Genomic DNA, 23,115 nt, shown 5'->3' with positions numbered 1-23,115 from the left:
CCCCATCCGGCGTCGCGGACAGAGGCACAGACATGATCGAACTGGTCGACCAGGCACTGGAGTTGCGAGTACGGCAGGACCTGACGTGGCCACCACCGGGCTTCCCCGTCACCTTCCAGCCGCCCGGCCGCGACGGAGCGCACGGCGAGACCGCCGGTTCCGAGACGGTCGGCATCTATCTGTACGACATCCGCGAGGACCTCGACCGGCGGCAGACCGGCACCGTCTACCAGTACGCCGGGCCACCGGCCGACGGGGAACACCCCCGTAAGAAGGCCGAGTTCGACCCGCCGCGCTACGCCCGACTGTCGTATCTGGTCACCGCCTGGGCGCCGGACGCCCTGGGCGTCCACCGCATCCTCGGTGAACTCCTCGTCGGCTTCGCCAGGAGCCGGGCGTTCCCCGTGCCCCTGCCCCCGGAACTGCAGGAGATGGAGTTGTCCGGCCACCTCGACGTCGGCCATCCGCCGGCCGAGGACCGAGCCCTGACGGAACTGTGGAGCGCGGTGGGCCACACCCTCGTCCCCGCCCTGAACGTGACCGTGACCATCCCCCTGTTGTCGTCCCTCCCGGAGGACATCCCCCACTTGGTGAAGGAGCCCCCTGTGGTCCGCGAGGCGCTCAAGTCCGGACCGGGGACGGACGAGGACACGCGGTGACCGCCACCGCGCGCCCCGGAGCGCCCGCCCCCACGGCCGCGGACTGGCTCCTCGCCCGGCTGGCCGTCGTCGAGGCCCGGGTGCGGCGTGCGATCGCTCTCCGTACGGGCGAGGAGTCCGCACCGGCAGAGTTCCTGGAGCCGCCCTTCGATCCGTTCCAAGGGCTCTACATCTCCGACGACACGGCCACGCACCTCCTGGACACACCGGCCGGTCCCCTGCCCCCCGCCACCGGGGACGACGCCCTTGCCGCCGCTCTGCGCACCCGGGAGGACGCGGCAGCGGCGGCCGGGGCCGCACCGCCCCTGCGCCGCCTCGCCGAGGAGTTCGGGCTGGATGCGCTCGCCCTCGACATCGTGGTGCTCGCGCTCGCTCCCGACGTGGACGCCCGGTTCGAGCGCTGCTACGGCTACCTCAACGACGACATCACCTGCCGCCACGCCACCACCGGCCTGGCGCTCGCCCTGTGTGGCATCCCGAGTGCCTCGGCGACCGCCCACCGGGTCTTCGCGGCCGACGCGCCCCTGCGCGCCGGTGGCCTCGTGGAGATCCCCGACGTCTCCCGCCCCTATCTGACCCGGGCCCTGCGGGTCCCCGACCGGGTCACCGCGCACTTGCTGGGCGACGACACCCTTCCGCCCGGTATGCGCCATCTGCTGGCCCTGCCGGAACCCGGCCCGGCATGGGGCGAAGGCCCCCTGGCCGAAGCCGTGCGGCACCTGACCCGGCTGCTCGCCCACCGCCACCCGGTCCACCTGCGCGACAGCCCGGACGGTACGGCGGGACCCGTCGCCGAGGCGGCCCTGCGCGCGTGCGGACGGCCCGCGCTCCGTCTGGACCTCGCGGGCCTGGCCCACGAGGCGGACCCGGCGAGGTCCGTCCGCGCGGCGCTCCTCGAAGCACGGCTGCGCGGCCACGGGCTGATCGTCGGCTCCGTCGATTCCCCCGACGCGCGGCACGTACACGACCTGCTCGCCCCGCTCGACGGCGCACCGGTCCCGCTGGTCCTCACCGGACGGCAGCCGTGGGACGCCCGTTGGACGGCCGTTACCCCGCTGCTCGCGGACTGCCCGCCCCTCACGGGACCGGAACGCACGGCGCTGTGGCGCTACGAACTCGGCGCCCAGGCCGGCACCGTCACCGTCACCGACGCGGCGGTCGCCGCCGGCGCCCGGTACCGGCTCGGCCCCCGCCGGATCCGCGCCGTGGCCGCGGCGGCCGTCCGGCAGGCCGCCGCGCACGGCACCCCCGTCGACGCGGCCGCGGTCCGGGACGCGGCCCGCTCCTGGAACGGCGGCGCGCTCGACCGGCTCGCCCGGCCCGTACACCCCGCCGTCGGCTGGGGCGATCTGGTGCTGCCCGAGCGGACGCACGAGCAGCTGCGGGATCTCACCCGGCGCGTACGCCATCGCGACCGGGTCCTGGGAGAGTGGCGGATGCGGCCGGGAGGGGGACGCGGACGTGGCGTCACCGCCCTGTTCAGCGGCGGCTCCGGGACCGGCAAGACCCTGGCCGCGGAGGTCGTGGCCGCCGATCTGGGCCTCGAACTGTACGTCGTCGATCTCGCCACGGTGGTCGACAAGTACATCGGCGAGACCGAGAAACACCTGGAACGGATCTTCTCCGCGGCCGACGCCGTCGACGCCGTCCTCCTCTTCGACGAGGCGGATGCCGTCTTCGGCAAGCGCACGGCCACCCAGGACGCCCACGACCGCTACGCCAACACCGGCACGTCCTACCTCCTCCAGCGCCTGGAGTCCTTTGACGGCCTGGCCCTGCTCACCACCAACATGCATGCCAACATCGACTCGGCGTTCCTGCGCCGTCTCGACCTCGTCGTCCACTTCCCCGCACCCGACGAAGCCCGGCGCCAGGCTCTGTGGGACCGCTGCCTGGGACCCGCCGTGCCCCGGGCCGACGACGTCGACGGGGCCGGCCTGGCGGCCCTCGCCGCGGCCGTCGACCTGTCCGGCGGCGCGATCCGCTGCTGCGTCATCACCGCCGCCTACCGGGCCGCCGACGAGGACCGTCCGCTCGCCATGGCGGATCTGCTGGCGGCCGTCCGCGAGGAGTACGCCAAACTCGGCCGCTATGTGGACGAGTCCCGCTTCCCGGCCGGGGGCCGGCTGTCCGGAACGGCGGCTACCCGGCCCGCACCGGCCGTACGCGGGGGCAGTTGAGGGTCGCCTTGCCCTGGTACGTGGCCCCTGGGGTGTCCGTGGCGCCGGAGGGGTGACTCGCTGGGGTGTTCACGGTGAAGACCACGTCCAACGGCCCACCGTTTACGACGACTTCCGTCTCACCCTGGCTCGTCCTGGCGTACTTGGCACGGTCCTGAGCGGGAACCTTCAGCTCGACGCGACCGAATCCGGGCTGCGGTAGGGCCGGCGTCGTATAGGTGACGGGAGAAATGACCAGCGACTCGATGTCGTCCGGTACGCAGGCGGGAAACCCTTCGATCTGGAATCCCGCGGTGCCTTTGGGGATGGGTGTCGGGGGTGGCGGGACGAGCGTCGCCGGGGGCGTCAGGGCCGGCACGAGGGTAAGGGTGTCGCCCTGCCTGACCACGATCTTCTGCATGGGCGCCTCAGCTGCTCGTGCCGGGTTGGCCGGCGATCTGGGTGATGGTGAACTCGACGAACTCCGCGGGACGCACCGGCGCGATACCGATGTCGCAGATCACCTCACCGCGGTCGATCGTCGCCGAGGTGTTGTTCGTACGGTCACAGATCACGTAGAAGGCTTCGTCGGGGGTACGGCCGAGCAGCGCGCCCTGGCGCCACTGGTCGGTCAGGAAGCTGGTGACCGAGTGCCGGAGGGTGGCCCACAGACGGTCGTCGTTGGGCTCGAAGACGGCCCAGGTGGTCGACTGGCGGATGGAGTCGGACAGGAACGACACGAGCCGACGGACGTTGAGATAGCGCCAGTCACGACTGCTGGAGCGCGTCCGGGCGCCCCACACCAACAGGCCCCGGCCGGGGAAGACGCGGAGGCAGTTGACCCCCTGCTCGTTGAGTTGACCGTTCTCGTCATCGGACAGCAGGGTGGGGAGGTCGAGCACGCCGCGCAGGTTCTGGTTGGCGGGGGCCTTGAAGACGCCGCGCTCGGCGTCCGTACGGGCCCACACACCGGCCAGATGACCGGAGGGCGGCACCGTGCGCGGCACACCGTCCACGCCGGGGACTTTGACCCACGGGTAGTACAGCGCCATGAACGCGGCCTCGTCCGAGTCCGGCGAGGCGACCGTGCCGACGAACTCCTTGAGCGGTTCGACGAGTTGGCCGGGAGGTGCGTCGACCACCGCGAGACGGTTGCGCTGGGCGGTGCAGTGGGCCAGGACCTTGACGATGAGCGACTTTCCGTTCGGCAGATGCGGCTCCGGCGGGGTCTTGGCGTCGGTGGCCGCGACAGTCATGTCCCAGAGGCTGGGCACCGCGACCATGGTCACGTCCGGCACCGTCTTCAGACCGTCGAGCCCGGTGCGCGCCTCCTCGTTGCCGCCGAGGCCGTTTTCCGACACAGGGGCCTCCGGGTTCAGGAAGCCGACGACGTAGCAGGACGTGCCGCCGTTGGCGAAGAACCCGTAGACCGCCTCGGCGAGGGTGAAGCAGCGCTGGATTACCTGGATCCTCTTGAGGTCCGCGGCCACCTGCGGTTTCTTCGTCAGGAGGGCCGCCAGCTCCTTCCCCAGTGCCGGGATGCTGTACCGGTCGGTGAACTCCTGCCACCCGCGGATCGGCTGCGGGATCTTCCGTTGTTCCGGTGTGAACGGAGGGGTCGCCGTCTCATCGGCGGTCCCGGTCGGTGTGGTGGTGTATCCGAGGAAGGCCGGGGTGGAGGTGCCCACGCCGACGATCATGCGCACGCCGCTGGACTTCTCCGTGACGTAGACACCCGGAGGCTTCGTGGTCATTGCTGTCGTTCCCCTCTCGGCTGTTCGGCTCCGGGTTATTCGACGGTGATGTCCTCGTAGGTGATCGTCACCTGTTCCGTCGCGTTCGTGGAGTTGGCCGCGCCGAGTTGGGGGCCTTCCCAGCGGGACGCCCAGGCGTTGGTCAGGTGGATACGGCGGACGGTCTGCTTCTGTGCGTCCTTCAGGGCGATGGTGATGTTCTGCCGGGCACTGTCGAGGTCGGCGTTGACCAGGGTGGTCTTGATCCAGTCGGTGAACGCGGTGCTCTTGTCCATGCCGCGGGTGATGGTGATCTCGCCGGTCCTGCGCGCGCCCGGCTGTTTGCGCACGATCAGCTCGCCGGTGGAGGACACCTGCCGGGTTTCGACGACGTCCTGTTCCAGTGTCAGGCCGGAGACGTCCTGGACGGTCTCGACCTGGAACTTGCCGAGTTCGATGGCGAAGGTGCTACTGCTGAAGGTGTCACCGGTCAACACGTGCGTGCCTCCTGAATTCCGGGCGTCAGTTGTCGGTGCCGGGCTGGCCGGCGATCTGAGTGATCGTGAAGTGGACGAACTCGGCGGGGCGCACGGGCGCGATACCGATGTCGCAGATCACCCGACCGGCCTCGATCGTCGCCGAGGTGTTGTTCGTACGGTCACAGATCACGTAGAACGCCTCGTCCGGCGTGCGACCGAGCAGCGCACCCTGACGCCACTGATCGGTCAGGAAACTGCTGACCGCATGCCGCAGGGTGCCCCACAGGCGGTCGTCGTTGGGCTCGAAGACGGCCCAAGTGGAGGACTGGCGGATGGAGTCGGACAGGAACGACACCAGCCGCCGCACGTTGAGATAGCACCAGTCACGACTGCTGGAGCGCGTCCGGGCACCCCACACCATCAGCCCCCGGCCGGGGAAGAAGCGGAGGCAGTTGACCCCCTGTTTGTTCAGTTCGCCGTGCCGTTGGTCGGTGAGCAGCGTGGGGAGGGACAGCACGCCGCGCAGGTTCTGGTTGGCGGGGGCCTTGAACACGCCGCGTTCGGCGTCCGTGCGGGCCCACACACCGGCCAGGTGACCGGACGGGACGACGGTGCGCCGGGTGCCGTCCACGCCGGGCACCTTGACCCAGGGGTAGTACAGCGCCGTGAACGCGGCGTCGTCTTCGTCCGGGCCGGCCAACTTGTCGAGGAACGCCGGCACATCGGCCGGTGCCGTGTCGGGTGGCGGTTCGAGGAGGGCGAGCCGGTTGCGCATGGTCGCGCAGTGGCCGACGACCTTCCCCATGATGGTGGCGGCGTCCGCCGGAGTGGTGCCCTCACTCCATACGTCCGGGACGGCGACCATGGTCACGTCCGGCACCGTCTTGAGTCCGGCCAGACCCGTGCGTGTGTCGGGGCGCCCGTCGACCTCGTCTGAGAGGAGCTGGTCGGGGTCGAGCCGGAGGACGTAGCAGGACGTTCCTCCGTTGGCGAAGAACCCGTAGACCGCTTCGGCCAGTTGGAACTTTCCGGACTGCTCGAAGTATCCGGCACAGACGGTCAACTCCCCCTCACGCCGCTTGAGGTCGGCCACTTCGTTCCCGGCCGCGAGCCAGCGCCCGTACGGCCCGGGAAGGGCTTCCAGCGCCTTCTTCGCCGCGTCTTCGGCCGCCTTCCTCTCCTCCTCCCCGACGGCTTCCCCGGCCCAGTCGGCAGCCTGCACCAAGGCGAGGACGGTGATTTCCTGCTGGGTGAGGACAGGGGGATCGCCCGTGGTGGCCTTCTCGGCGAGATCCGTTCCCAGACGCTCAAGCTCCGCCGTACCCTCCGCGATGGCCCCGGGCAGCCTCTCCAGCTCCCGCCCCAACGCCTCCGCCCCCATCGGGGGCCGGAAGTGGAACGTGTCCACGAACTCCGACCAACTGCTGACCCGTACCGGCGGCGTGGAGGTCTGTGGACCGCGCACGGTGTAGCCGAGAAATGCGGGGGTGGACGTCCCCACCCCGGTGATCGTCCGGACTCCGCTCGAACGCTCCTTGACGAACACTCCGGGTGCCAACGGACCTGAAACCATGCCCTGTTACCCCTCTCATCCAGAATACGGCTCTCATCCAGAACGCGGCACTGATCCTGAATGCGGCTCTCATCGGGAATGCGGCACTTCAGCGAACCACTCCCGTGGGGCGCACGCACGCAAACGGAGGAAGGTACGACAGAAGACGTAGCGGGGCCGCTGATATCCCGCCAAGGGGGAGCCCCCCGCTTCCCGTCTCAACCGTCGAGGTCCGTCACAGCGGCCACCCGGGTGCTGCCGAGGTCGTTGCGGTGGATCGCGAACGGGCCGAGGACGAGGACGTCGATAGGAGCGGTGGCGAAGCAGGCGAGGGCATCACGGGGGTGGTCGACCATGGGCTGTTCCGCCGTGTTGAAGCTCGTGTTGATCACGGCGGGAATGCCGGTGCGCCGTTCGAACAGATCGAGGATGCGGGCCACCGTCGACTCCGTGGCGGCGTCCACGGTCTGGATGCGGGCGCTGCCGTCCACGTGGACCGCAGCCGGGATGATCTCGCGCCACTGAGGCCGTACCCGGTGGGTGAAGAGCATGTAGGGGCTGGGAAGCGGCCCTTCGAAGACGTCGGCCGCCCGGTGCAGCGCGACCATGGGGGCCACGGGGCGGAACTGTTCCCTGCCCTTGACGTCGTTGAGGCGCTCGGTCATCCGCGGGGAGCCCGGGTGGGCGAGGATGCTGCGATGCCCCAGCGCCCGGGGGCCGAACTCGCTGCGCCCCTGGAAGTACCCGACCCCCAGGTTCTCCGCCAGCGCCTGCGCCGTGACCTCCGCTGTGTCGGCGGGCCTGGTGTGCGGGACACTGGCGTTGGCGAGCCACCGCGCGAGTTCCTCATCGCTCCAACCCGGCCGAGGGCCGCGGTGGTCATCGGTGCGACGGGGTCGCCGTTCTCGTGCGCCACGTGGAGGGCGCCGCCGAGCGCGGTACCCGCGTCGCCTGCCGCGGGCTGCACCCACACGGTCCGCGTCGCAGGAGATCGAGACGAGGGAGCCGCAGGACATCATCCGGTCCCACAGATCCGGTTTGTCGACCTGGCCGTTGGTGACGATGCGCAGTTGCGCTCCGGAGTCCAGCACGCGTTCGGCCATCGCCGCGAACCGCGGGTAGACGAGGCTTTCGCCCCATCCGCGCAGGTCCACGATCATCGCGTCGTCGAAGAGTTCCTCGGCCGCCCGGTCGAACACCTCGGGCTTCATGTTCCACTCGCGGCGGTACGGTCCCTGGCTGCGGCAACTGGGGCAGTTCAGGTTGCAGTTCTGGGTGAGTTCGACGAGCAGCGTCAGCGGCCGGCTCTCCAACTCGGTGCACTGCCGGGCGAACTCGCCGATGTTTCGCTGTTGGTTCTTCTTCCGCCGTTCCGTCATCACGGGATGAGCAGTGGGCATGGCGCCATCACTTCAATCTGTGCCGGATACCAGTGCGTGGAACCGGGCGAAGAGCGCTTCCGGTTCCTTTGCGGGAACGTCCTGTTCCAGGGCCACCCAGTCGATGTGGTTGCTTTTGGCGGCCCGTACGGATGCGCGCAGCGGGACATCGCCCTCTTCCAGGTCGCTGCCGCCGTCCGCGGTACCGTCCTTCAAGTGGTAGTAGCCGCTGCTCGCGGAGTACCGGTCGATGATCTCGGGAGGGCTCTGGCCGGCCCGTGGATCCAGTAGGTGTCCAGGATCAGCCGCAGTTGCGGCACGGTCCGGAGCAGGTGATCGATCCCCTCTTCCCCCTCGTCCGTCCGTACGCCGAACTCCGCCCCGTGCGAATGGAAATACAGCTCCGTTCCCCATGGGTACAGACGGTCGGCGATCCGCTCGATCTTCCGGACCATTTCGGCGTGCTTGTCGTACGTGCCGTCGACGGCCGCGCAGGACAGCGCCAGCGCCGGCCTGCCCAGTTTCTCCAGCACCTCCGCCCAGTGGCCCAGGCCGCCTTCGTCGATCTCCTCGACGAAGAGGTGGAGGGCGGCGACGCGGATGCCGTGCCCCGTGAGTGCCGTGCGGTGTTCCTCGGACGAGGCGAGGTTGCTCATCACCTCGACCCCGTCGAAGCCGGAGCGCTCGGCCAGATCCAGTACGCCGGGCAGGTCGGTCTCCGGACGTCGGCCGAGCACGCCGAAACCGTTGAGTCCGAGTTGCAGAGCGGTGTGCACAGAATTCACCCACCAGAAGGCCGTGTCGAAGTCTTTCCTTCATCGAAGTCGCGCCTTCATCGATGTCTTGTCTTCGTCAAGATCGTGTCTTCGTCAAGGCCCGGTCGAAGGGGAAGTGGTCGTCGTTCCCCTCACGCCGGCGTTGTCGTTTTACGTGCCATGACGAGCATGATTCCGGGGTTGCTTCGCAAAGCGGTCGGCGCGAGGGGGGGAGAGTCCGGCCGAGCGCTGCCATTCCCGGATGCGCGCGGCGGACCACAGTGCGGAACCGCTGCTGACACCGAACGAGAAATCCAGCAGGCCGGCCACGAGGTCCGCCGCCCCCGGATCGTCCGGAGCGATGTGGTCCTGCACGATGACGAGGCCCCCGGGCTCCAGCGCATCGGCGACCCGGCCCAGCAGTTGCCGGTTCTCCGCGTCGTCGAAGTGATGGCACAGCTGGCTGATGAGCACGACGTCCGGACGGTCCCGGCCGAGGTCGTAACGGCGTACATCCGCGGCCACATGGCTCACTCTGTCACCGATCCCCTCGCGCGCGAGGAGTGGCGCCGCATGCCGCACCGCGTCCGGCAGATCGATGATGCGTGCCCGCAGCCGCGGCCAGCGCCGGCACAGTGCGGCGGAGTAGCCGCCGTGCGAGCCGCCCAGGTCGAGCAGCATCCGGGCGTCGGCCAAGGGCGGGACGGCGGTGGCGAACTCGGCGAACTCACGCTCGGCCAGCACCCGCATGCCGTTCTGGTAGAGCTGCCACTGCCTTTCGTCGAGATTGCTGTGGCATTCGGCGGGCTTTCCCGTCCGGACGTATCGGCTCGGCCCACTTCCATTCGTTGTACGGCAGGAGTTCCAGGTAGTCGACGACGGATCCCGGTCGGTCGCTGACCAGCCACCGGCGGGAGGTCCCGGTGGGCGCAAACCTCTTCTCCCGTCCCGGACCGCCACCCACATCGACGACGTAGCCGGCCGCTTCCAGAACGTTCAGCACGCGCGTGAGGGCGCCGCAATCCAGGTGCAACCGATGAGCGAGTTCACCGGCGGTGAGCGGCTTCTCGGCCAAGCGGTCCATCAGTCGCAGCTCCGCCGTGACGACGAGGACCCGGGCCAGCAGTGAACCGAGATGGGCCTCGATCAACGGACGAGGCACCTCGGCGTTGTCCAGCAACTTCCTGTCGTGTGCGTTTTCCCCACAGAGACCGACCTTCACCGCTGCACTCCGTTCCACACGCCCATCACGCCCATCGCCAAGAAAGCAAGAAGTTCGAGGGATCCGGCCCGTCGACTCACCCGCCGACCCGCCGCAGCACGCGCAGCGACTTGGCCGCGCGCACGTCCTCGTACAGCCCGCTGGAGAGCGCACGCTCATAGGTGCGGCGCGGGGCGTGCCAGCGTTCGTGATCGACATAGACTTCGTGGAACACGAGATATCCGCCGGGCAGAATCCAGCGCGACCACAGGTCGTACTCCTCGTCGGAAGTAGGGAAGGGTTTCGATGCGCGTCAGATCCGCGTCGAGCAGGCTCGGATCGTGGTATTCCTCTCCGACCTGATGCTCCTCGGATCCTCGGTGGTGATCCACCGTGACCACGAGACCGCCCGACGGTTCGACGCCCGCAGCGAGATAGACGGTCGACTTACCGCAGAACGTGCCGAGTTCGAGTATGACGCCCCGCCGCGCCTGCTCCAGCGCCGACTCGTACAGCGCCATCCCTTCGACCTCGTACATCCAGCCCCTGGTAGACCGCGCGATTTCCAGTAGCTCTTCCCGCATCGCTGGAATCGTCTCTGTCTCTGTCATCGGCAGCCCCTCTCAGCGGTTCGGCGAGCTACTTTCCGCCAGGTGGTTGGCCAACGCGTGGCAGCACACGGAAGATACGACTTCCTACTCGTTCATACTCGTCTCTCACTGCCCCGAGAGACAGGTGACCGCGCCCAAAGCCTGTCGTGCCCTACCCCAACGCCCCCGCTGGGGAACCCGCGGGATCACGAGTCACTAGGGGCACCCCCGCCACTCCCAATCTCACATCCGGTCAAATATCGAATACCTGCGTTTCGTTGATGTGTTTTATCGAAGTGACGCGTGAAGGACATTTGTCCCGTCGTGGCAGCGTTGCGGAAGAGCAGTTGAATTAGTACGTTCCGGCGCCTTCCCCTGCGAGGCACACCGCTGTACGATTCGCATAAGGGTGGAGCAGCCTCGGCCAGTCAACGACTCTGCCCTGCATGCAGCGCAGATAGGCGCGCACTTTTTCGTTAAGCCCAGTCACCCGGAACTTACCCGCCGCTGCCGCGAATCTGTGGCTGTCTTGAGTAATTTTCGCGTAGGGATTTCCCCTGTCCCGGTGTAGAGATATTTCCTCTCGGAAGGAGGAGGCATGTGCGCTGAAAAGAGTGTCCGGGGAAGCCTGGAGGAAGATGTTGGGGAGATTGCGGGCGCGACGTCGAAGTGGCGCCGCCGTCTCATCCGTCTCGGTGTCTACGGACTGTTCGCGGCTCTGGCCGGAACCGCGGTGACGGCCACGGTCGCGCCCGCCGCACCCGCCGCATCGTCGCGGGCGGCCGGCATCACAGCCGTCAACATCATCTGCAAGGACGGCACAGGGTCCGTGACGAAGACCGACGACCCCGGTGAGAAGGGCGAGCCGGTCAAGTACCGGGCAACGGGGTCGTGCGACGTCACAGGCACGGAGAACGGCACCGGCATCGGCACGGCGACGTTCTCCATCCCGCGGAACAACTGCACGGGCGCAACGACGAACGTCACGGCCAAGGTCACCTGGCCCGATGGGCAGACCAGCACCGGCGCGGGAACCGTGGTGTGGGCCGCCACCGCCGGCCACGGAATCTCGGGCAGCATCGCCAGCGGCTCGATCACCGGCGGCGCCTTCGCGGGCGCGATGGTGAAGGGTGCGGGCACCGCTCCCGAGCAGGTTCGGCTCGACTGCATTTCCAACGGGACCTTCGCTGGGGCCACCGGCTCCGGTAGCGGGTCCGTGAACGGAACCTGAGGGGTTGAACGGGCTTGCGCCGGGCGTTACATACCCTCCGGCGCAAGCTCCAGCAACAGGATCTCGGTAGCCGTTGACAACGGCAGCGAGCAGCCCGTGCTCCGTGACGGAGATTCTCCGGGAGGCCCCTCTTCCATCCTTTCCGCATTCACGTCCTCCACCGACATTCACGCTGACGGAACCGGGCGCGCGGCATGCGCCATGTGGCACCGTCGCGGTTGCCGGCAACCCGGCGAGCTGGAATTCCGGACGCTCGCGTACTGCCCCCACCGGCCCGATCCGGGAGGACCTGTGTTCGTGATGCTCGGCCGTGCCGCCACCCGCCGCAGGTGGGTCTTTCTCGTGGTGCCCTTGGTGCTGGCCGCGTTGGCGGCGGTGGTGGCGTCAGGCATCCACGACCGGATCAGCTACGGGGGATTCATCGCGCGCGACGCCGAGTCGAACCGGGCCGCCATGGCGATCCGGGAACGCATTGGGCGAGGTGGCGCGGACGTGATCGCCATCTACCGCAACCCCCGCCATACCGTGAAGGAGACGGCGTTCCGCCGGGCAGTGGAGGGTTCGCTGGCGTCCGCGCCGAAGGGGACCATCGTCTCCACGATGACGTATTGGTCGCGCGATCTGCCCCTGCTCGCTTCGAAGGACCGCCATGCGACAGCCGTCCTCATCATGCTCGCCGGCGCGGACGACACCAGCCGCACGGCCAGTTACCACCGGCTGCGCCCAGCGTTGCGGGCGGCGGGCTTCGACATTCAGTGCACCGGGCCGATCGCGTTGGTCGACGGAGTCGCCGAGAGGGGCCTGGCGGATGTGAACCGGGCCCGGCTCATCGCGCTTCCCCTGGTGTTCGCCCTGCTCCTGCTGATCTTCCGGAATCTGGTGGCCGCCCTGCTGCCGGTGGTCATCGGTGGGCTGAGCATCAGCATCACGCTGGGCATACTCGTGCTGCTCAACGACGTGGTGGAGATCTCGGCCATCACCCTGACCCTGGTGACCGCGCTGGGGCTGGCCCTGGGAGTGGACGCCGCCCTGTTCGTCGTCGGCCGGTTCCGCGAAGAGCTCGCCGGCCGTGACAGCGTGTCGGACGCCGTCTCCACCGCCTGCGCGACCGCCGGCCGCACGGTGTTCCTTTCCGGGGCCACCATGAGCGGCATCGCTCTGGCATTCCTGCTCTTCCCTGTCGGCATCCTGCGGTCGATCGGTGTCTCCGCAGCCCTCGTCATCACCGTCAGCGCCGTTCTCAGCGTCACCGCGCTGCCCGCCGCGCTGGCCCTCCTGGGCCGGCGCCTTACCGCACGACGGCTCCGCCCGCCACGGTGGAAGCGTGCGGGCCGGGAAGAAGGGCCTTGGGCCAGACTCGCCGGGGCGGTGATGGCCCGGCCAGGGCACTACGCGATCGGCGTCCTCCTGACCCTGCTCGTCCTGACAGCGCCCTTCGCACACCTCACCCTCGGGTTTCCCGACCAGCGAACCCTGCCCACCGACGCACCGGCCCGCCGGGCATCCGACGCCCTGCAACGCGACTTCGCACTCGGCGGACTGGACGCCGTCCAGGTGGTCGTCACCGTCCCGGACCGGCTGGACACAGACACCGGGAAGCGGACGCTCACGGCCTGGGGCAACGAACTCATCCGTCTGCCCGGCGCCGGTGCCGGGCTCATCGCCGCGACGTCCCAACACAGCGCGGTGATCTACCTGACGCACGACAGCAGCGCCGAGGACCCGGCCACCCGCACTCTGGTGCAGCGCATCCGCGCGCTGCACCCACCGGACGGCGGACAAGTGCTGGTCGGCGGGCTGTCGGCGATGGCTCAGGACACCCTCCAGATGCTGGGCCGACGACTGCCGTGGGCCCTGCTCTTCATCGCGGCGTTCACCTATGTGTTGCTGCTGACGGCGTTGCGGTCGGTGGTCCTGCCGGCGAAGGCGCTGCTGGTCAACGCGCTGTCCATCGGCGCCTCCTTCGGCGCACTCGTATGGATCTTCCAGGACGGGCACCTGGCATGGCTGGTCGGTGCAGGCCGCACCGGCTATATCGATGTCACCCAGCCCGTGACCATGCTGATCCTCCTGATCGGCCTGTCGACGGACTACGAACTCCTCCTTCTGTCGCGCATCCGCGAGCAGTACGACGCCACCGGCGACAATGCTGTTGCGGTCGCGACGGGGCTACAGCGGTCCGCTCCGATCATCACCGCTTCCGCGGCGGTGGTGCTGGTCGTCAGCGCGATCTTCACCACCAACGGCGTGGTTCTGGTAAAGGAGTTGGCCACGGGCGTCTTCATCGCTGTAGCGCTGGACGCCAGCCTCGTCCGGGCGCTGCTCGTTCCGGCCGCTATGCGGATGCTGGGGCGAGCCAACTGGTGGCTGCCCACAACACGCAGACCTCGGTCCCAAGTGTCGGGTCCATCAGGCGAGTTCGTGTCCTGAGTGCGAAAACGCCAGTGCGTCGTCGTGGTGAGGAAGCAGTTCTCAGTAAATACGTCCGTGATCTGTCCGAGTTGAAGAGATCACGTGATACGCGGAGTCAACCTCGTACAGTTTTCGCCGCCAAACTCCATGGCAACAGAAATGCGGTGCACTTTCGGGCAGAGTTTCATGGCACATACGATCGGGGCATTAGTGGTCGGCTTTCTTGGCGCGGCCGATCCATCAGCGCAGACCGCTGTCCGGTCTGTCGGGTGAATATCCGCTACGGGCAATCCCAGTTGGCACCTACCGAGGGAATGACAAAGGCGCTAGCCTCACAAAGAGCGCCCAATAATCCCGTTCCCGCCGAGGCGGCAATGGGTGTCGGCTGCTTCTTCCGTTGGTCGCTGTCCGAGTGGGGTACCCAGTGATGCGAACCGATGTCGTCGACCGCCGCCTGGCGCACGATCCGATTGCGATCGTGGGCATTGCCGGGATGTTCCCCAAGGCCCGGGACGTACAGGAGTTCTGGGACAACATTGTCGCGGGCCGGGACTGTTCCGAGGAAGTCCCCGAGGCGTGGTGGAGCACGGACGACCACTACGACCCCGATCCCTTCGCCGAGGACCGGACCTACTGCCGCCGCGGAGGGTTCCTGGCTCCGGTGGTGTTCGATCCGCGGGAGTTCGGGATGCCGCCGAACAGCATCGACTCGGTTGGCCTGGTGCAACTGCTGAGCCTGATGGTGGCCAGGGACGTGCTGGCCGACGCGGGCCGCGGGCGTCGGGACTGGTTCGATCCGGAGCGTGCCGGTGTGGTGCTCGGCGTATGTGGGGCCAACTCCACCTTGATCCCCCTCGCCTCCCGGCTGCTCGCTCCCGAGATGGTGCGGACGATGGTCGCCTGCGGGATCCCCGAGGAACAGGCACGCCGGGTCATGCGCACGAGTCTGGCCGGCTTGCCGCCATGGACCGAGGACTCCTTCCCCGGAGTCCTGGGCAACATCGTCTCCGGCCGGATCGCCAACCGGCTGAACCTGCGGGCCGCCAACCACACCGTGGACGCGGCCTGCGCCAGCTCACTGGCCGCACTGCGCTCGGCTGTCGACGAACTCCTCAGCCGTCGCGCCGACTTGATGCTCACCGGAGGCTGCGACGCGGACAACACGATCGTTCCCTATATGTGTTTCAGCAAGACACCCGCGCTGTCACTGAGTGGACGGGTACGTCCCTTCGACACGGAGGCGGACGGCACGCTGGTGGGCGAGGGCGTCGGGATGCTGGCGCTCAAGCGCCTGGGCGACGCCGAGCGGGACGAGGACCGGGTCTACGCGGTGCTGCGGGGGCTGGGCAGCTCCAGCGACGGAATGGCGCAGAGCATCTACGCGCCCTGCGGTGAGGGCCAGTTGGTCGCGTTGCGCCGGGCGTACGAGGACGCCGACTGCGCGCCGCGGTCGGTGGAGCTGATCGAGGCTCACGGCACCGGCACCCCGGCCGGCGACAGCGTCGAACTGAACGCGCTCAGCGAGCTACTGGCCGCCCTCGGCGAGGGCCGCTTCGCCGCGGTGGGAAGCGTGAAGTCGCAGATCGGCCACACCAAGGCCGCGGCCGGAGTCGCCGGGATGATCAAGGCGGTGCTGGCGCTGCACCACAAGGTGCTGCCGCCCACCATCAACGTGGACACCCCCAACCCGGCCGCCACCGCCGAGAACAGCCCGCTCTACCTCAACACCACTGCTCGCCCCTGGGTGCGTGACGCCTCCCGGGGGGTGCGCAGGGCGGGCGTCTCCGCGTTCGGATTCGGAGGGGTGAACTATCACGCCGTCCTGGAGGAGCATCCCGGTGGGGCGGGGCACCCGGAGCATGCACTGCACCGCACTCCGGCGGCCTTGCTGTGGCATGCCGCCGACCCGGACGAGCTGCGCGAGCGCCTGGAGCGGGGCGATGCCCCGGACGACGGTCCGGTACCGGCCGGGCACGCCCGGGTCGGTTTCGTTGCCACCGGGAAGGAGCACCACGATGCGCTGCTTGCCGCGGCCGTCCAGCAACTGCGGGCGAACTCCGGCCATGACAGCTGGAGCCACACCAAGGGCATCCACTACCGCCGGCGGGCCCTCCCGACGGAGGCGAAGGTCGGCGCGCTCTTCTCCGGCCAGGGCAGTCAGTACGTGGAGATGGGCCTGCATGCCGCGATGGCCGTGCCCCCGGTGCGAGCCGCCTTCGACGCCGCCAACGCGCTCTTCCCCTCCTCAGACAGCCTGGCCCGCGCGGTCTTCCCGCCGCCCGGCGTCGGGGAGGAGCGCGCGCGTGAGGAACGGCTGCGGCGCACGACGTACGCGCAGTCGGCGCTCGGTGCCCTGTCCATGGGCCAGTACCGCTACCTGCGGGAGCTGGGATTCGTTCCGCACGGACTGCTCGGACACAGCTTCGGGGAACTGACCGCACTGTGGGCGGCCGGTGTCTGGGACGACCAGGCGTTCCTGGCGCTGGCACACGCGCGTGGGCGGGCCATGGAGCCCCCGCCGGACCGTGAGGGCGACGCCGGCACCCTTGCGGCGGTCCGGGCACCGGAGCCGGAGATCCGGCAGGCACTGTCCGGACACGCCGAGCTGACGGTGTGTAACCGTAACGCCCCCAACGAGTACGTGGTCGGGGGCCCGGTCCCCGCCGTGGAACGGTTCGTGCGGGAGTGCGTCACCCGGGGGGTCCCGGCGCAGCGGCTGCCGGTCGCCGCCGCCTTCCACACTTCCCATGTGCAGCACGCGGCCGAGACGTTCGGCGCGGCCTGTGCCGCGACCGCGTTCGCGTCCCCCACCCTGCGGGTCTATGCCAACACTCCCGGTGCCACCTACGGCCAGGACCCGGAGGCCAACCGCCACACCCTCGTCGAGCAGCTTCGTCGACCGGTCGACTTCGCCGCCCGACTGGAGGAAATGTACGCGGACGGTATCCGGATCTTCGTGGAGTTCGGGCCCAAGCACATCCTGACCGGTCTGGTGGAGCGCACCCTGGGCGAACGCGGCGTGACGGCGGTCGCCTGCGACATCGGCGGTACCGCCGACAGTTGCGCGGCCTTGAAGCAGGCCGCTGTCCAACTTGCCGTCCTGGGACTGCCGCTGAGCGACATCAACCGCTACGACGCCCCGCCGCAGGCCGAGCGCCCCGTCCCTTCCAAAGTCGCCCGCACCCTGGAGGGTCCGCTCTTCGCCACCGTGTCCCGCCGCCCCGCCTACGAGAGACTGCTCGCCGAGGAAGGGGCTCGTCCCACCGCTGAAGAGCGCCGGGTCCCGTCCCAGGAAGAGACCTCGACGCCCGCTGTCGCCGCGGGTCCCGCCGTACGTGAGTGGCAAACCGACCCGCTCTCCCGTGCCGCCGCCGAGCATCTGGCCGCGCACACCCGTTACCTGGACGGCCAGTTGCACACGGCGGAGCAGTTGACCCGCCTGCTGGGCCAGAGCGCCGCGGACGGGCGGGTGGACGCGTCACTGGCTGCCGCGGTCAGCGCCGTCACCGAGCACAGCCTGGCTCTGGGGGACGCACACACCAGGGCCGGCGAGGTCGTCACCAGCCTGCTGCGGCTGCCCGTCAACGGCCAGACACAGCTGGCGAGTTCACACCAGAACGGCGATGCGCCACCGGAGCTGCCCGGCCCCCGGAAAGCGGGCGACGACAGGCCCTCGCCGGCTGCCCCGCCAGCCGGAGAGCCGCCTGCCGATTCGGGTACGTCGCAGAGTTCGGCCAAGTCGGCATTGGCGCAGCTGTGGGCTGTGGAAAGGGGCGGCGCCGAGGACGAACGGCCGCCGATGGAAATCGGCGATCTGGATCCAGAGGAGATGGAACGGGTCTTCCGCGAAGTCGTGGCCGAGAAGACGGGCTACGACGTCGACATGATCGAGCCCGATATGGACATCCAGATGGACCTGGGCATCGACTCGCTGAAGCAAGTGGAGATCGGCGCGGAGATGTGGCGTCGCTACCCGGCGATCACTCGGAGCGAGTTGTACCAGTTCAGCGAAGCCAGAACGGTGCGCGAGCTGATCGACAAGCTGTACGAGGTCCTCACCGGCTCTCGGCCCCAGCTGCAACTGTCCTTCGACGACTGCGAACTGGGCCGCGCCTTCGTCGCGTTGCGCGAGCTGCCCGAGCCGGATGTGTGCCCGGACGTCTATCCGGAGCAGCCGCACGCCCTGCTGCTGGACGACGGAGGTGACCTGTCCGGCACACTCGACGCGGCCCTGCGCTCCCGTGGTTGGCGGACCAGCCGCCTGTACGTCCCCCACGCCGCACGCGGCACGTCTGAAGGGAAGACCCGCACCTGGCAGCTGGAAGACTGGGAGGAAGCCACGCTCTCCGGTGGCCTGGCCGAGATCCTGGCCGACGAGCCCCGTCTCGATCTGTGCGCCCTCCCGATCAGTCCCTCCGCCGCTCTGCCTGCCGCCCAGGTGGTCGAAAGGCTCCGGCACGCCGTGCTGGTGGCCAAGCAAGTCTGTCCCGCTCTGCGGGGAGCGGCTGCGGGCGGGAAGCGGGCCGGGATATTGACGGTGACGCAGCTCGACGGGGCCCTCGGCTACGCCGGGGCCGGAGGCGACCTGGCCCTGGCGCCGGCCGGCGGCCTGAGCGGGTTGGTCAAGACGGTCGCCCTGGAGGAAACCAGCCTGTTCTGCCGTGCGTTGGACTTCGCGCCCGGGCTGTCCGCTCGGAGTGTGGGCGACGCCTTCCTCGCAGAGATCACCGACATCGCCACGGACCTCCGGGAGGTCGCCCGGGACGGGACGCACCGCCGCACACCGTTCCTGTCCCAGACACCGTCCCCGCCGCCCGAATACCTTCCCCCGTCCCTGCCCGCACCGCGGAAGGCGGAGCCCGCCGATGCGCGGGAAGCCGGCGCGACGGCGACACTGACCGAGGACGATCTGCTGCTGGTCACCGGAGGAGCCTCCGGAATCACCGCCTGGTGCATGGCCGCGCTCGCCCGCGAGCACCGGTGCGGCTACCTCCTCCTCGGCCGCACCCCACTGACCGGGGAACCGGACTGGGCGGCCGGGGCGGACAGCGTGGAGGATCTGCGTACCGTCCTTCAGGCTCGGGCACGCGAGGCAGGCGAGGACCCCGACGATCCCGCAACCCTCACAGGGATCGCAGAGCGCGCCGACCGGCTGCTGCAACAGCGGCGGATCCGCCGCGCGCTCGACGAGCTGCGCGCGCAGGGCGTCCAGGCTGAGTACGTGGCCGCGGACGTCCTCGACGCCCAAGCGCTGGCACAGGCTCTCGCCCCGTACGCACCGCGCATCACCGGAGTGGTCCATGGTGCGGGCGTGCTGGGCGACAAGCCACTGGCGGAGATGACCGCGGAGTCGATCGCACCGGTGGTGGACACCAAGCTCCGTGGCATCCACCACGTGCTCAACGCGCTGGACGTCGACCGCCTTCGGCACCTGGTGCTCTTCTCCTCGGTATCCGGCCTCTGGGGCAATCTGCGCCAGGCCGACTACGCCCTGGCCAGCGAGGCGTTGACCCGCTTCGGCTGCGCCTTCCAGGCCGCCCACCCCCGGTGCCGGGTCGTGCCGATCGACTGGGGCCCGTGGGCCGGCGGCATGGCGGCCCACGTTCAGCAGCTCTACAAGGAAGCAGGGGTTCCGGTGCTGACCCGGGAAGCCGGGTGCGCATACTTCCTGGCACTGATGAGCGGCCGGGACCGCGACGCGGCCGGGGTCACCGTCGCAGGTCCGCTCGGGCCGCCGTACCGCCGGGTGGACCAGCTGCCACCCGAGGGTCTCACCGCCTACCGCATGCTGACCGGCCTCGGCGGAGAACCGGTCCTGCGCGACCACCGCATCGGCGACGTGCCGGTAATGCCCATGACGGCCGCCGCGGGCTGGGCTCTGCACACGGTCGAACGCGCACACGGCGGCAGTCAACCGGTGGTCGAGTTCCGCGACTTCCGTATCGCCCGAGGGATCTTCTTCCCCGAAGGACACCCGGAGCGGTACCGCATCCAGCTGGTACCGGATCCGGAAGCGGGCCCGGACACCGTACGGGCGACCGTCCACGACGCCACCACCGCGGACGAACAGCTGCACTACACGGGTTTCTTCCGACGGGCGGAGCGGCCACCGGAGGCGCCACGCGTGCAGCTGCTTCCCTACGAGGTGACCGAGGACCTTCACCCTGGTTACGACGACGGCCGGCTCTTCCACGGCCCGACCCTGGCCGGGCTGCGCAACAGTCGGGTGGACGAGTCCGACCGGCTGATCGTGTCCGCCCGTATGCCCGACCCGTCGCTCGGCAAGGGAGCGTTCGGGGGTCGTCTCTACAGTCCGGCCCTGGCCGACCTGCTGCTCCAGGCCGCACTGCTGGACCTGCTACGGCAAGACGGCGACGGCCTCCTCCCGCTGCCGGTCGGCGTCGAGCGGGTGGAACTGTTCTCCCCCTTGCCCGACGACGAGCCGTTCGTGATCATCTCCGCTGTCGACTCCAGGGACAACCCGCTCTTCGCCACCGGCACGCTGACCGCCTGCGCGCCCGACGGACGGATCCACCAGCGCTGGAGCGGGGTGCGCGCTCTGTGGATCGAACCGGAAACCGCCGTGCGCGGCACCGCCGCACGAGCCGGCTCCCCCATCTACAGCCAGGTACTCCCCGGGACGGCATGATGGAAGAACTCACCTTCGAGGGAGTCCCCCTCGGCGAGCTCACCGCCCCGCCCGGCCCCCTGCCGGCTCAGCGGGCGACCAGGCCGTCGGCAGTGCAGCCGGGCAGCGCGCCCGTCCCCGTCCCTCCCACGGCGCTGGCCGCGACGATGGCCGAGCAGCTCCAGCGAGCCCACGCCGCCGTACTCGACGCCCATCGGGCCATCAGTGCCTGGCAGCTCGCCCGCACGGCCCCGCTCACCGGCACCACGGACATCCTCCGGACGAACGGCGCGCACCCCACCGGCGACGGCCCGGCGCCACTCACCAGGCAGGAGGTCTACGACGGCACGGCAGCGGTCCTCGGAACGGCGGCCGGCGCGCTTCCGGGCGACGGCACCGGCGCGATCGAGGTGACCTGGTGCAGCACCGTGCCGGACGGTCCCACGACACTGGATGCCCGTCCCGCCCCCGGCTCCGGTGGAACGCCCCTGCCGGCACGGTGGCACATCCGCGACGGGGACCGGGTCATCGCCGTCGTCACCAGGCACCCACAGGCCCCGCCGTGGCCGCGACGGCCGGTCCCCCGCTACCCGCGCGATCCGCGCCCCCTGGCCCGCACCCCGGTGGAACGGCTCTGCGCCGCCGAGCTGGACGCCCTGATCGCCGGGGAGTTCGCCACGGTCTTCGGTGTCCCATTCGACCAGCGCGGCCTGTCGCCCGAGGAGCTCCCCGCGCCCTGGCCTGCCCGGCTGCTGACCGAGGTCACCGCCATCGAGCCCCGCGGCGGCGCGTACGCACAGGGACTCCTGCGGGCCACCGCGCACCTGCCCGCGCAGGAGGGCACCGCCGCCGCCTGGCCGCGGCTCATCGCGACGGCGAGCGAACTCCTGCGGGTCTACGCCTTCCACCGCGGGTTCCACCTGTGCCTCCCCGGTGCCAGGACCACCCCCCTGACCGACCGTCCCGCCCTCGTCGAGCTGCTCGACACCCCCGCACCGCAGCAGGCCGAACTCCACCTGGAGATGGAGGTGACCGAACTCGGCATGGTCCCGCGGCCGTTCCTGATCGGCGACTGCCGCATCACCGTGGGCGGACAGCTGGTCGCCTGTCTGCGCGACCTGGGCGTCACGCTCCGGGAGAGGCCGGGAGCCGATCTGGCCTTCGGCTTGGAGCGGGAAGGCTGCCGCCGCAGCACGGCCGGACGGTGGGCGGTGTGCAGTGAACTGGTCCCGGCCGTCGCCGCCGAGGGAAACTACCGAGCCCATACGCTCCACGACGTCCCCGACCTCCACGGCACGGCACAGATCCGCCCACGTCTGCCCCGCGGCGACATGCTCATGCTGGACCGATGCCGCCAAGCGGAGATCGGTGCCTGGCTCGAGTACCGGCCAGGCAGCTGGCTGGTCAGCGAACACGACGTACCGGAGGATCCGTGGTACGTCCGTGAAAGCGGCGGCGCCCTGCCGCAGTTGGCGCTCATGGAGATCGCGCTACAGCCCCCAGGCATTTTCAGCGGGCTCCTCGGCGTCCTCGGTGAGTACCCCGACCAGGACCTGACCTGCCGTAACCTCGACGGCACCGCTCGGCTGCTGCGCGAGGTCGATCCGCGCGGCGCGACCGTCGAGCAGCACACCACCCTCACCTCCCACACCGCCCTGCCCGGCGGCCTCATCCACCGCTACGACTTCACGCTGAGCACCGGCGGCGAGCCCTTCTACACGGGCACGGCCGTGCACGGTTACTTCACCCCGGAGCTTCTGGCCCAGCAGCAGGGCCTGGACGGCGGGCGCCTCGTCCCGCCCTGGTTGGACCGCTGCCCACCGCCCCCGGCGCAGTTGCGCCGCCTGGATCTGCGCGACGACACCCGGCTGGGCCACGGGCGGATGGCACTCCTGGAGGACGCGATCCTGGTCCCCGACGGGGGCGAGTACGGCACCGGGTATCTGCTGTGTACCAAACCGGTGCGCCCCGACGACTGGTACTTCGAACAGCACTTCTTCCAGGACCCGGTGATGCCCGGCTCGGCCGGAGTACAGATGCTCTACCAGGCCGTGCACGCCTACGCGCTGCACACCGGTCTGGTGGACCACCTCCTGCCACACCCGCACTTCGCCCTCGCGGTCGGCGAGGAGGTGCGGTGGACCTACCGCGGACAGATCCTCCGCGAGCACCAACAGGTCCGCGGCGAAGTGCACATCCGTGAGGTGCGCCGGGAAGGCGAAGCCGTCCGGCTCCTGGCCGACGGCAGCGTCTGGCGAGACGACCTGCGCATCTACCAGGTGGACAACATCGCCGTACAGGTCACCTCCACGTGACGGGACGACAAGGGGGAATCGG

At 69.6% G+C, this 23,115-nt stretch carries 16 protein-coding genes and 2 pseudogenes; 6 read left to right on the top strand and 12 right to left on the bottom strand.

Going from position 1 to position 23,115, the window contains the following annotated elements:
- Positions 1 to 32 precede the first annotated feature (32 nt).
- Positions 33 to 659, top strand: coding sequence for a DUF4255 domain-containing protein (locus ACRAS8_RS35645; RefSeq protein ID WP_438490169.1), 627 nt, complete (start codon positions 33 to 35; stop codon positions 657 to 659).
- The gene (locus tag ACRAS8_RS35640) at positions 656 to 2,839 is read left to right on the top strand and encodes an ATP-binding protein (RefSeq protein WP_438490168.1); all 2,184 of its coding nucleotides are present in this window, start codon (positions 656 to 658) and stop codon (positions 2,837 to 2,839) included. The genes ACRAS8_RS35645 and ACRAS8_RS35640 overlap by 4 nt, the downstream gene beginning before the upstream one ends.
- On the opposite strand, the gene ACRAS8_RS35635 is transcribed toward ACRAS8_RS35640, so the two are convergent.
- The 12 genes and pseudogenes from ACRAS8_RS35635 to ACRAS8_RS35580 form a co-directional block, all read right to left on the bottom strand.
- Positions 2,802 to 3,239, bottom strand: a complete 438-nt coding sequence (locus tag ACRAS8_RS35635; protein ID WP_438490167.1) for a hypothetical protein — start codon at positions 3,237 to 3,239, stop codon at positions 2,802 to 2,804. The genes ACRAS8_RS35640 and ACRAS8_RS35635 overlap by 38 nt on opposite strands.
- Positions 3,240 to 3,246: 7 nt before the next feature.
- Positions 3,247 to 4,572, bottom strand: coding sequence for a phage tail sheath family protein (locus ACRAS8_RS35630; protein ID WP_438490166.1), 1,326 nt, complete (start codon positions 4,570 to 4,572; stop codon positions 3,247 to 3,249).
- 35 nt (positions 4,573 to 4,607) lie between these two features.
- On the bottom strand, positions 4,608 to 5,048 hold the full coding sequence (locus ACRAS8_RS35625; protein WP_438490165.1) for a phage tail protein: 441 nt from the start codon (positions 5,046 to 5,048) through the stop codon (positions 4,608 to 4,610).
- Between the two features lie 25 nt (positions 5,049 to 5,073).
- Complete coding sequence (locus tag ACRAS8_RS35620) at positions 5,074 to 6,531, bottom strand: phage tail sheath family protein (protein ID WP_438490164.1); 1,458 nt, start codon at positions 6,529 to 6,531, stop codon at positions 5,074 to 5,076.
- A gap of 269 nt (positions 6,532 to 6,800) precedes the next feature.
- A pseudogene (locus tag ACRAS8_RS35615) lies at positions 6,801 to 7,555 on the bottom strand (carbamoyltransferase C-terminal domain-containing protein); the annotation flags it as partial.
- A gap of 61 nt (positions 7,556 to 7,616) precedes the next feature.
- Positions 7,617 to 7,961, bottom strand: a pseudogene (locus ACRAS8_RS35610) (radical SAM protein); the annotation flags it as partial.
- Positions 7,962 to 7,994: 33 nt separating this feature from the next.
- Positions 7,995 to 8,177 carry a hypothetical protein gene (locus tag ACRAS8_RS35605; RefSeq protein WP_438490163.1) on the bottom strand — a complete coding sequence of 61 codons (183 nt, stop codon included), beginning with the start codon at positions 8,175 to 8,177 and terminating at the stop codon, positions 7,995 to 7,997.
- Entirely contained in the window at positions 8,174 to 8,737 is a 564-nt protein-coding gene (locus tag ACRAS8_RS35600) for a hypothetical protein (RefSeq protein ID WP_438490162.1), read from the bottom strand. The genes ACRAS8_RS35605 and ACRAS8_RS35600 overlap by 4 nt, the downstream gene beginning before the upstream one ends.
- 150 nt (positions 8,738 to 8,887) lie before the next feature.
- Positions 8,888 to 9,466 carry a methyltransferase gene (locus tag ACRAS8_RS35595; RefSeq protein ID WP_438490161.1) on the bottom strand — a complete coding sequence of 193 codons (579 nt, stop codon included), beginning with the start codon at positions 9,464 to 9,466 and terminating at the stop codon, positions 8,888 to 8,890.
- A complete protein-coding gene (locus ACRAS8_RS35590) occupies positions 9,444 to 9,896 on the bottom strand; it encodes a methyltransferase family protein (RefSeq protein WP_438490160.1) in 453 nt (150 codons plus the stop codon). Before ACRAS8_RS35590 ends, ACRAS8_RS35595 begins: the two co-directional genes overlap by 23 nt.
- A 118-nt stretch (positions 9,897 to 10,014) precedes the next feature.
- A complete protein-coding gene (locus ACRAS8_RS35585; protein WP_438490700.1) occupies positions 10,015 to 10,152 on the bottom strand; it encodes a hypothetical protein in 138 nt (45 codons plus the stop codon).
- Entirely contained in the window at positions 10,094 to 10,438 is a 345-nt protein-coding gene (locus ACRAS8_RS35580; RefSeq protein ID WP_438490689.1) for a class I SAM-dependent methyltransferase, read from the bottom strand. Before ACRAS8_RS35580 ends, ACRAS8_RS35585 begins: the two co-directional genes overlap by 59 nt.
- An 802-nt stretch (positions 10,439 to 11,240) precedes the next feature.
- On the opposite strand from ACRAS8_RS35580, the gene ACRAS8_RS35575 reads away from it, so the two are divergent.
- The 4 genes from ACRAS8_RS35575 (at position 11,241) to ACRAS8_RS35560 (ending at position 23,093) form a co-directional block, all read left to right on the top strand.
- On the top strand, positions 11,241 to 11,738 hold the full coding sequence (locus ACRAS8_RS35575; protein ID WP_438490159.1) for a hypothetical protein: 498 nt from the start codon (positions 11,241 to 11,243) through the stop codon (positions 11,736 to 11,738).
- 300 nt (positions 11,739 to 12,038) lie between these two features.
- A complete protein-coding gene (locus tag ACRAS8_RS35570) occupies positions 12,039 to 14,168 on the top strand; it encodes an MMPL family transporter (RefSeq protein ID WP_438490688.1) in 2,130 nt (709 codons plus the stop codon).
- Between the two features lie 409 nt (positions 14,169 to 14,577).
- A complete protein-coding gene (locus ACRAS8_RS35565; protein ID WP_438490158.1) occupies positions 14,578 to 20,799 on the top strand; it encodes an SDR family NAD(P)-dependent oxidoreductase in 6,222 nt (2,073 codons plus the stop codon).
- Positions 20,799 to 23,093, top strand: a complete 2,295-nt coding sequence (locus tag ACRAS8_RS35560; RefSeq protein ID WP_438490157.1) for a 3-hydroxyacyl-ACP dehydratase — start codon at positions 20,799 to 20,801, stop codon at positions 23,091 to 23,093. Before ACRAS8_RS35565 ends, ACRAS8_RS35560 begins: the two co-directional genes overlap by 1 nt.
- Positions 23,094 to 23,115 lie beyond the last annotated feature (22 nt).

Origin of the sequence: Streptomyces sp. S186, from assembly GCF_051603415.1 — a bacterium.
Taxonomy (GTDB): Bacteria; Actinomycetota; Actinomycetes; order Streptomycetales; family Streptomycetaceae; genus Streptomyces.
This window is presented reverse-complemented; position numbering and strand designations above follow the sequence as displayed.

Coding starts and splice junctions, on each gene's coding strand:
- ACRAS8_RS35645 (WP_438490169.1), top strand. CDS start 33: ATGATCGAACTGGTCGACCAGGCACTGGAGTTGCGAGTACGGCAGGAC.
- ACRAS8_RS35635 (WP_438490167.1), bottom strand. CDS start 3,239: ATGCAGAAGATCGTGGTCAGGCAGGGCGACACCCTTACCCTCGTGCCG.
- ACRAS8_RS35630 (WP_438490166.1), bottom strand. CDS start 4,572: ATGACCACGAAGCCTCCGGGTGTCTACGTCACGGAGAAGTCCAGCGGC.
- ACRAS8_RS35595 (WP_438490161.1), bottom strand. CDS start 9,466: ATGCGGGTGCTGGCCGAGCGTGAGTTCGCCGAGTTCGCCACCGCCGTC.
- ACRAS8_RS35580 (WP_438490689.1), bottom strand. CDS start 10,438: ATGGCGCTGTACGAGTCGGCGCTGGAGCAGGCGCGGCGGGGCGTCATA.
- ACRAS8_RS35570 (WP_438490688.1), top strand. CDS start 12,039: ATGCTCGGCCGTGCCGCCACCCGCCGCAGGTGGGTCTTTCTCGTGGTG.
- ACRAS8_RS35565 (WP_438490158.1), top strand. CDS start 14,578: ATGCGAACCGATGTCGTCGACCGCCGCCTGGCGCACGATCCGATTGCG.
- ACRAS8_RS35560 (WP_438490157.1), top strand. CDS start 20,799: ATGGAAGAACTCACCTTCGAGGGAGTCCCCCTCGGCGAGCTCACCGCC.